Consider the following 7614-nt stretch of genomic DNA (forward strand, 5'->3'; position numbering starts at 1 on the left):
ATAATATATAAGAAAGCAACTAGAAATCTAGTTGCTTTCTTCATTAAACTTATTTAGATTTTTTCTTAGGTGCATGGATACACATATCGATACAGTCAGCCATTGCTTCATATAAAGCTTCTGAGTATGTTGGGTGACCGTGAATAATATCCATAACATCATCGATTGTCATTTCTGTTTGAATTAGAGTTGAACCTTCATTGATAATTTCAGCTGCAACTGGTCCTACGATGTGGATACCTAAGATTTCTCTGTATTTAGTATCCATGATTACTTTAACGAATCCTTCACCGTGGTTAGATGCTAACGAACGTCCGTTAGCTCCGAAATTGAATCTACCAACTTTAACATCATATTGTTCACGTGCTTGATCTTCAGTTAAACCAACCATAGCGATTTCTGGATGAGTGTAGATTGCTGCTGGAGTAGCTTTAAGATCAACTTTTTTATTATGACCCATAGCATTTTCAGCTGCAATTTCTCCCATCTTGAATGCTGCGTGTGCTAACATTTTAACTCCGTTGATATCTCCAGGAGCGTAAATTCCTTTAATAGAAGTTTCCATGTATTCATCAACTTTAACACGTCCACGTTCCATTTCAAATTTATCAGCTAATTCACCAAGACATGTGTTATCTGGAACACGTCCAATAGATAATAATACTTTGTCAACTACGATATCTTCTTTTCCTTCTACTTTAACTACTACTTCGTGACCTTTATCAACGATTTCTAATAGTTTAGTAGATGTAAGAACATTGATACCTTGTTTTCTGAATTGTTTTTCTAATGCTACAGAAGCATCTTTGTCCATGTTTGCGATTAGACGGTCAGCCATCTCAACGATAGTTACTTTAGAACCAAATGTAGAGAATGCTTGTCCTAACTCAGAACCGATTACTCCTCCACCGATAACTGCTAAACGAGATGGTACTTCTTTAATATCTAAGAACTCATCACTTGTAAGTACTTTATCGCTATCCATTCCTGGAATGTTGATTCTACTTACTTTAGAACCACCAGCTAAAATTACGTTATCAGCATCGATAGTTTCTTTTTCATCAACAACGATTTTCTTATCAGCTGTTAGACTTCCTACTCCGTTAAATACTTTAATACCGTAAGATTTAAGTAATCCTGCAACCCCACCTGACAGAGTTTTAGATACTTTGTTTTTAACCGCTACCGTTTGTTCCATATCAACTGTAAATGCATCATTTACAAGTTTAATACCACGATCTTTTGCAGAACGGATGTAGTTAATGATTTCAGCATTGTGTAAGAATGTTTTTGTTGGAATACATCCACGGTTTAGACATGTTCCACCAAGTTCACGGTTTTCTACTAATGCTACTTTTCCTCCTAATTGAGCTGCTTTAATAGCTGCTACATATCCAGCAGGTCCTCCACCAATTACTGCTACGTCATATTCTCCACGACGTTCACGTTTTGGTAATACTTCTTCTGCTTTAGTTTCAGGTACTTTAACATCAGCTGCTACTTCTTTAACAACTTCTTGAGCTGCTGCAGTTGCACCATCAGCTCCTGGTACTGCTTCACCAGGTTGTCCAATCCAAGCAATTGTTTGAACTACTGGTACAGTTGATCCAGCTGGGTGAAGAATTTTTAATAATGTTCCACTTGCTTCAGCTTCAACTTCCATATTAACTTTATCAGTTACGATTTCAAGTAGGACTTCTCCTTCTTTTACTTCGTCACCTTCTTGCTTAAACCATTGTACGATTTCGCCTTCTTCCATTTCACTTCCGGCTTTTGGCATAATAACTTCTACTGCCATGTTATAATCACTCCTTAATACACTTTTCTCTTATTTTCTATTATATTATATCATCATTAAATTAGTAATGATAGTGGATTTTCGATAGCTTCTTTCAGTGTCTTCATGAATTTAGCTCCTTCTAATCCGTCAACTACACGGTGATCCGCTGTTAATGTTAATGTCATAATAGGTCTTACAGTAACCTCACCATTTAATACTACTGGTTTTTGAACAGTAGCACTTACACCTAAAATAGCTGTATTTGGTTGGTTAATGATTGGTACAAAGCTCTTAACTCCATACATACCTAAGTTACTGATTGTAAATGTTGAATCTGCCATTTCATCTGGTTTTAACTTACCAGCAAGAGCTTTAGTTGTAATTTCTTTAGAAGCTACTACAAGCTCTTTAAGGCTCATCTTATCAGCACCTTTAATTACTGGTACCACAAGTCCACTATCCATACCAACTGCGATTGATAAGTTTACATAGTGATGTAGGTACATTTCTTTTTCATCACCCGATAATGAAGCATTTACATATGGGTGTTTCATTAATGATTTAATTACCGCCAATGAAATAAAGTCTGTAACAGTCGCTTTTTTACCTGTTTATTCAAGGATTGCATCAACAACTTTTTTACGTAAAGCTAATAATTCAGTCATATCAACTTCAACGTTAACTACGAATGTTGGTGCACTGAAGTAAGATTCACTCATACGTTTAGAAATAACTTTACGCATTGGTGACATCGGTACTGTTTCAACAATTCCCCATTGATTTTCATTCGGTGCTTTAACAGATTTTTTACCTGGTTGGGCAATTTCTTGTTTTTTAGCTGGTTCTGATTTTGGAGTACCATTAAGCACTGCAAGAACGTCAACTTTCATAATCTTACCATTAGGTCCTGTTCCTACGATACTTTCTGTATTAATTCCTTCAATTTGTGCAATACGTCCAGCAAGTGGAGAAATTTTAACCTTAGAGTTAAGTTTGTAATCAATAACATCTTCTTTGTGAATACGTCCTTTAGCTCCAGTTCCTTTAACTTTAGACAAATCAAGTCCTTTTTTACGAGCATACGCTCTTGCTGCTGGTGTTGCACGAATTCCTGAGTAATCAATTACTTCTATTTCTTTAACTGGTGTGTGATCAACTTTTTTCTCAACAACAGTTTCAACAGGAGCTACTTCACCTGTTGAAGTTGCTCCAGGAATTGCTTCACCTGGTTCACCAATCCATGCGATTGTTTGAACAACTGGTACAACATCCCCTGCTTGTGCTAATATTTTTAATAAAGTTCCGCTTGCATCAGCTTCAACTTCCATATTTACTTTATCTGTTACGATTTCTAATAGGACTTCACCTGCTTCGACATGGTCACCTTCATTTTTGAACCATTGTACGATTTCGCCCTCTTCCATTTCACTACCGGCTTTTGGCATAATAACCTCTACTGCCATGTTTTATTCACATCCTTCGCTAACTAAATTTTTATTTTTTATTTACAGCTTTTTTAATTGTTTCTTTGATGTCTTCTACATCAGGTACAACTAATTTTTCTAAGTTTTTAGCTGATGGAATGTTAGTGTCAGCTCCTGCAACACGGTAAATTGGACTGTCTAAGAAATCAAATGCATCACTCTCAGCGATACGTGCAACGATTTCTCCACCAAATCCACCTGTTTTGAACGAGTCGTGACATACTACTAATTTTCCTGTTTTTTGTACAGATTTGATTATTAAGTCTGTATCTAATGGTACTAATGTAATTGGGTCAACTACTTCTACTGAAATTCCTTCTTCTTTCAATTCTTCAGCAGCTTTTAAGCTACGCTCTAACATTCTTCCCCAAGATACTAATGTTACATCAGTTCCTTCTGCTTTGATGTCTCCTTTTCCGATTACACCAATTTTACCTACTTCTACTTCTCCTTTACGTCCGAATAACGCTTTTGGTTCAATGTAGATAACTGGGTTGTTGTCTCTGATTGCAGCTCTTAAGATTGAATAAACATCCCCTGCAGTACCTGGTGCTACTACTTTAAGACCAGGAATATGACAAAACCATGCTTCTAGAGCTTTACAGTGTTGAGCAGCAGCTCCTGTACCTGCACCAGATGCACAACGATAAGTAACTGGTACTTGTACTTCTCCACCTAACATATAACGCATTGGTGCAGCTTGGTTAACAATTGCATCCATACCAATTGTTACAAAGTCCATAAATGTTACGTCTATAATTGGACGCATACCTACAGATGCCGCTCCAGCAGCAGCACCACAAATTGCAGCTTCACTGATAGGTGTATCGATAACACGTTCTTCTCCAAACTCTTCTAGCATACCTACTGTAGTACCGAAGTCTCCTCCGAAGATACCAACATCTTCACCCATTAAAAATACATTTTCATCTTCACGCATTTCGTGAGTCATAGCTTCTTTTATGGCTTCACGAACTGTCATAATTTTTGTTTCTTTAGTCATAACTATTAATCTCCTATTATATAAAATATTATTTAAATTATTTTAAGCTAAAATATTAGTCTGCATAATTATCTTGGAATGCAATTGAACCATCAGCAAATGGTGATTCTTTAGCAAATTCTACAGCATCATCGATAGTCGCTTTTGCTCTATCTTCGATTTCTTTTAATTCTTCTTCTGTAGCAATTCCATTTTCTAATAAGTAATTTTTATATTTTACGTTAGGATCTTTTAATTTCCATTCAGCTACTTCTTCACGACTACGATATTTACCTGCATCTGAAGCTGAGTGTCCAAACCATCTATAAGATAGTGCTTCTACTAAAACAGGGCCTTTCCCACTTCTAGCGTGATCAATAGCTTCTTGCATTGCATCATATACAGCTAATACGTCGTTCCCATCTTCAACATGAATTCCCTTAATTCTGTACGAAGCAGCACGTTCAGTGATTTTTTCAACACGCATACATCTTTCTTGTGCCATTGAGATACCATATTTATTGTTAATTACGTAGAAAATAAGTGGTAAATCCCAGTTAGATGCCATGTTTAAACATTCGTGGAAACTTCCTTCGTTAGTAGCTCCGTCCCCCATACAACAAATAACAACGTTGCCTGTTTTTTTCATTTTTTGAGCTAGTGCAGCACCAGTACTTAAACCGTGTCCTCCACCAACGATACCATTACATCCCATATTTCCTTGTTCAAGATCATAAACGTGCATACTTCCACCACGTCCTTTACATTGACCTGTTTCTTTACCTAGGATTTCAGCCATCATACGATCAATTTCAATTCCTTTTGCTATTGTTTGACCATGACCACGGTGATTAGAGTACATTAAGTCTTCTTTTCTTAATGGATAAATAGCTCCAACGTTAGCAGCTTCCTCTCCTACTGAATAGTGAGTCATACCGTGAACTAAACCACGAGAGTATAGTTTACTTAACTCCATATCAAAATCTCTAATAAGGTGCATTAATTCATACATTTCTAAATGCTCTTGTTTAGTTAAATCTTTTGATGTTTTTACCATAATAACCTCCAAAGTTTATGTATATATTTATTAAATTAAATGTATATAAATTATGTTTTAATCATATATTACTTTAATAATATACAATGTTTCAAAATAAAAGTCAAATTTCCGGCTCCAATTAAATAACAATATTTATCTAGATAAAATTTGGTGATTTGTATCAATATAAAATACCTCTATACTGATACAGTATTATAAATTTTTGCTTATTTACTATATAATATCATTTTTTAAATGATAAATTTTTATGAGTATTTATCGTCTTTTTTATGAATACAGAATAATAAATATAAATTCTATTAATCTTCAAATTATTTTTTCAATAATATATATCTTTTTTTAATTTTTATTATTAAGAACAATATTTTTTTATTTTACAGCTTTTCCAGCCTCAATTTATATTTCTTAGTATTTTATAAAAATTGCACTTAATTAGTAATTTTCTCAAAAATATGTAAACTTTATATTGCAAAATTCAAGCAAAGCTATTGTATAAATATATTTTTTGGGTGTATAATTTTTTTAAATAGTGTATAATCTTATATACTAAAAAACTTAGAAGGAGTATTAAAATGTTTTTAAATACTATTTGGAGTCAGCAATACAATCCAAGCGGCAATATTTGGGTATCTGCCGCCATCGCTGTGCTTCCTATTATTATTTTTCTTATTTCATTAGTTATCTTTAAATTAAAAGGTTATACAGCAGGGGCTTTAAGTATTCTGAGCTCAGCCATTATAGCTTATACCTTTTATAAAATGCCGGTTGATAAAATTGCTGGTGCAGCTGAACAAGGAGTAGTCTCGGGTTTATGGCCTGTTGCTAGCATTGTTCTATCTGCAATATTTTTATATAAACTAACTGTCAAAATCGGATGTTTTGACATTATAAAGCAAAGTATTTCATCAATATCATCTGATAAAAGAATTCAAGTTCTTCTTATTGCATTTTCTTTTAATGCGTTTCTAGAAGGTGCAGCTGGTTTTGGAGCACCTGTTGCTATTACTGCTGCTATTTTAGTCGGTCTAGGTTTTAAACCTTTACAAGCTGCTGCTATATGTTTAGTTTCAAATATTGCTGGTGGTGCTTATGGTGCAATGGGTATTCCCGTGACAATTCCAGCAAGTCTTACTGAGTTAGATGCAGTATCTCTAGGGAAAGCTACTTCGGTTATTTTATGCCTAGTAACACTTATCGTAACTTTCTTATTGGTATTTATGGTAGATGGACTTAAAGGAATAAAAGAAACTCTTCCTGCAATTTTAGTTTCAGGTGGATCTTTCGCTATCATACAGTTTATTTTCTTAAATTTTGTTGGTCCAGAATTAGTTGATGTAGTTTCTGCGATTATTAGTTTACTTTCATTAGTTATATTCTTAAGATTCTGGAGTCCAAAAAATATTTTATCAATAAAACAAAATATACTAGAAGAAAAGCAAGAACTCTCTCTAAAAAAAGTAACTACAGCTTGGTTACCATTTATTTTATTAACTTTATTTGTTACTATTTTGAATACTAGTTTCTTTAAGCAATTAATTCAAAGCGGTAACCCCAAAACTGGTCAAAAACCTGGAGTTTTAAATTCTTTAATCTTTAATTTTCCTTATTATATAGATGGTACTGTAGCTAAAGTTGCTCCTATTACTAAGGATCCTACACCTATAAAAGCTATATTTAGTTTTTCACCTTTTACATCAACTACTACAGCTATAGCTCTTGCTGCTATTCTTACTATAATAATTTTTAGAGTACGTGGCCGCATAATTAAACTAGTTTTAAAAGAAACTTTCCTTGAACTTTGGTCACCTATTCTTACTATATGTTCAGTTTTAGCATTTGCTTATATTTCTACATACTCAGGAATGTCTTCTACTTTAGGATTAGCATTAGCAAATACCGGAAAAATATTCCCATTACTTTCTCCTATTCTAGGTTGGATTGGGGTATTTCTTACTGGATCTGTTGTTAATAGTGGTTCACTATTTGCAGGTTTACAATCTATTACCGCTTCTCAGATTGGCGTAGATCCTACATTATTAGTAGCTGCGAATATCACAGGAGGAGCTATCGCAAAAATGATTTCACCTCAGTCAATTGCTGTTGCTGCTGCTGCTGTAGGTTTAGTAAATAAGGATAGTGAGATTTTCAAAGAAACCATTAAATGGAGTATTATCTTACTTATTTTTGCAGGTATACTGAATTTAATACTTACACATTAAAAAAAGAAGAGTTGACTTTATTGTCAACTCTTCTTTCAGATTGTTGACAAAACGACCAAAATATCAATGAACGCATTGATGTTTTGGTC

4 protein-coding genes and 1 pseudogene are annotated in these 7614 nt (G+C 34.1%); 1 reads left to right on the top strand and 4 read right to left on the bottom strand.

What is annotated here, in order from left to right:
• Positions 1-49 precede the first annotated feature (49 nt).
• The 4 genes and pseudogenes from lpdA to RWS90_RS04470 form a co-directional block, all read right to left on the bottom strand.
• On the bottom strand, positions 50-1798 hold the full coding sequence (lpdA, locus tag RWS90_RS04455) for a dihydrolipoyl dehydrogenase (protein WP_314549007.1): 1749 nt from the start codon (positions 1796-1798) through the stop codon (positions 50-52).
• 56 nt (positions 1799-1854) lie between these two features.
• Positions 1855-3243, bottom strand: a pseudogene (locus tag RWS90_RS04460) (dihydrolipoamide acetyltransferase).
• A gap of 31 nt (positions 3244-3274) precedes the next feature.
• A complete protein-coding gene (locus RWS90_RS04465) occupies positions 3275-4267 on the bottom strand; it encodes an alpha-ketoacid dehydrogenase subunit beta (RefSeq protein ID WP_314549009.1) in 993 nt (330 codons plus the stop codon).
• Positions 4268-4322: 55 nt separating this feature from the next.
• A complete protein-coding gene (locus RWS90_RS04470; RefSeq protein ID WP_314549011.1) occupies positions 4323-5303 on the bottom strand; it encodes a thiamine pyrophosphate-dependent dehydrogenase E1 component subunit alpha in 981 nt (326 codons plus the stop codon).
• A gap of 575 nt (positions 5304-5878) precedes the next feature.
• On the opposite strand from RWS90_RS04470, the gene RWS90_RS04475 reads away from it, so the two are divergent.
• Positions 5879-7525, top strand: coding sequence for a lactate permease LctP family transporter (locus RWS90_RS04475; RefSeq protein ID WP_314549014.1), 1647 nt, complete (start codon positions 5879-5881; stop codon positions 7523-7525).
• The last annotated feature ends 89 nt before the right edge of the window (positions 7526-7614 follow it).

Source organism: uncultured Gemella sp. (assembly GCF_963529685.1).
Lineage (GTDB): Bacteria > Bacillota > Bacilli > Staphylococcales > Gemellaceae > Gemella.

Excerpts from the sequence above, each read along its gene's own strand:
- RWS90_RS04465 (WP_314549009.1), bottom strand. The coding sequence starts at position 4,267 with ATGACTAAAGAAACAAAAATTATGACAGTTCGTGAAGCCATAAAAGAA.
- RWS90_RS04475 (WP_314549014.1), top strand. The coding sequence starts at position 5,879 with ATGTTTTTAAATACTATTTGGAGTCAGCAATACAATCCAAGCGGCAAT.
- RWS90_RS04470 (WP_314549011.1), bottom strand. The coding sequence starts at position 5,303 with ATGGTAAAAACATCAAAAGATTTAACTAAACAAGAGCATTTAGAAATG.
- lpdA (WP_314549007.1), bottom strand. The coding sequence starts at position 1,798 with ATGGCAGTAGAAGTTATTATGCCAAAAGCCGGAAGTGAAATGGAAGAA.